The 2608-nt window shown below is 70.2% G+C and carries 2 protein-coding genes; both read left to right on the forward strand.

All coding sequences use genetic code 11. The annotated features are described in order from the left end of the window. A partial coding sequence (locus tag ABZ208_RS38935) for a phosphopantetheine-binding protein (RefSeq protein ID WP_356914176.1) occupies positions 1–717 on the forward strand: 717 nt, incomplete at its 5' end. Between the two features lie 14 nt (positions 718–731). After that, a partial coding sequence (locus ABZ208_RS38940; RefSeq protein ID WP_356914177.1) for a type I polyketide synthase occupies positions 732–2608 on the forward strand: 1877 nt, incomplete at its 3' end.

A 2608-nucleotide genomic window follows, 5' to 3' on the forward strand; every position in this document is an offset into this window, starting at 1 on the left:
GAAGACGAGATCGCGCGGCTCGAGGCGATGGGCACCATCGCGCTGTCGGCCGAGGTGGGCCTGGACCTGTTCGACCACAGCCTCAGCGCCGACGCAGCCCTACTGGCGCCGGTGAAGCTCGACACGGCCGCACTGCGGGTCCAGGCACGGGACGGGATGCTGCCCGCGCTGCTGCGCGGCCTGGTCCGGATGCCGGAGCGATCGGTCGAACCCTCGGGTGGCTCGCTGGCGCAGCGGCTGGCCGGTGTGGCAGAGGCCGACCGGGAGCAGGTCGTACTCGACCTCGTGCGGGCGCAGGCGGCGGCGGTCATCGGCTACGCATCTGGAGCGGCGATCGACCCGGACCGTGCGTTCCAGGAGCTCGGCTTCGACTCGCTGGGCGCGGTCGGGCTCCGTAACCGTCTGACGCAGGCTGCCGGCGTACGGCTGCCCGCGACGCTGGTCTTCGACCACCCGACATCGAGGGCGGTCGCCCACCTGCTCCTCTCCGAGATCGGCGGCGTCGCCGCGGAACCGCCGATCGACGTGGAACTGAAGAAGCTCGAGGACATGCTCGCCGGGGTCGAGGACTCCGAGAAGCAGCGCGTGGCGGGTCGCCTTCGTGCCCTGCTGGCCGACATCTCCGACAGCGGACAGAACACCAGCGGACAGATCGAGGCCGCCGCAACCGCGGACGAGGTCTTCAAGCTGATCGACGCCGAGTTCGGCGAGGCATGACAAGGACTATGGACATGAGCGCTGGCAGCACCGAATCCGAGCAAGAGAAGCTTCTCCGATACCTCAAGCGGACGGCCGTCGACCTCAACGAAGCCAAGGCCCGGCTGCGCGAGTACGAGGATCGGGCCAACGAGCCTTTGGCGATCGTCGGTATGAGCTGCCGCTACCCGGGCGGGGTCACCTCACCCGAGGAACTGTGGGAACTGGTGGCCTCCGGTCGCGACGGCATGTCGCCGATGCCGTCCGACCGCGGTTGGGATCTGGAACGGCTCTACGACCCGGACCCCGACCAGCCTGGGACTTCCTACTCGCGCGTGGGTGGCTTCATAGACGGAGTCAGCGACTTCGACGCGGAGTTCTTCGGGATCAGTCCGCGTGAGGCGCTGTCCATGGACCCGCAGCAGCGACTGCTGCTGGAGGCCGCGTGGGAGGCGTTCGAGAACGCGGGCATCGACCCGACGTCGCTGCGCGGCAGCGACACGGGTGTCTTCTGCGGCGTCGGCGCGTCGGACTACGCCGTCGGCCCGGCGGGCAGCCTGCCCCAGGTCGAGGGGCTCCGCCTGACCGGGTCCACGACGAGCGTGGTGTCCGGTCGCGTCTCCTACATCCTGGGCCTGGAGGGGCCGTCGGTGTCGGTGGACACTGCGTGCTCGTCGTCGCTGGTGGCGCTGCACATGGCGGCGCAGTCCCTGCGGTCGGGCGAGTGCTCGATGGCACTCGTCGGCGGCGTCACCGTGCTGTCCGGCCCGTTCCTGTTCGTGGAGTTCAGCCGTCAGCGGGCGCTGTCGCCGGACGGGCGTTGCAAGGCGTACGCAGGTGCGGCGGACGGCACCGGCTTCTCGGACGGACTGGGCCTGGTAGTTGTGGAGCGGCTCTCGGACGCGCGCCGCAAGGGCCACAACGTGCTCGCGGTGCTGCGCGGCAGCGCGATCAATCAGGACGGTGCGAGCAACGGCCTGACGGCCCCGAACGGTCCGTCGCAGGAGCGAGTGATCCGCCAGGCGCTGGCCAACGCCGGACTGCAGCCTTCCGAGATCGACGCGGTCGAGGGCCACGGCACGGGCACGAAGCTGGGCGACCCGATCGAGGCGCAGGCGCTGCTGGCGACCTACGGCCGTGAGCGGACGGCCGATCCACTGTGGCTGGGCTCGATCAAGTCCAACATCGGACACAGCTCCACAGCCGCAGGTGTCGCCGGCGTCATCAAGATGGTCATGGCGATGCAGCACGGAGTGCTCCCCCGGACCCTGCACGTGGACGAGCCGTCCCCGCACGTGGACTGGTCGGCGGGCGAGGTCGAGCTGCTGACCGAGGCGCGGGAGTGGCCTGAGTCGGACCGTCCGCGGCGTGTCGGTGTGTCGTCGTTCGGTGTGAGCGGCACGAACGCCCACGTGATCCTGGAGGAGGCCCCTGCGGAGGAGTCGGAGCCGGTCGAGGGCGACGAGTTGCCGGTGGTGCCTGTCGTGGTGTCCGCGAAGTCTGAGGCGGCACTGCGGGAGCAGGCGGACCGCCTGCGCGCCCACCTCCTGGCGAAGCCGGAGGTGTCGCTCGCGGACGCGGCGTTCTCGTCGGTGACGACGCGGGCGCGGTTGGAGCACCGTGGCGCGGTCGTCGCGGCTGACCGTGACGAGTTGCTGGCCGGTCTTGGTGCGCTGGCCATCGGTGATCCGGCTGATCATGTGGTCGAGGGTCGTGCGGCCGGCAGTGGCAGTGCGGTGTTCGTGTTCCCGGGCCAGGGAGCGCAGTGGGCCGGGATGGCGGTGGAACTGCTGGACTCCTCGCCGGTGTTCGCCGAACAGATCGCGGCATGTGACCAGGCCCTGTCCGCATTCGTCGACTGGCGCGTGGTCGACGTCCTGCGCGAGATCGACGGTGCACCGACGCTGGAGCG

Origin of the sequence: Streptomyces sp. NPDC006208 (assembly GCF_040613775.1) — a bacterium.
Classification (GTDB): domain Bacteria; phylum Actinomycetota; class Actinomycetes; order Streptomycetales; family Streptomycetaceae; genus Streptomyces.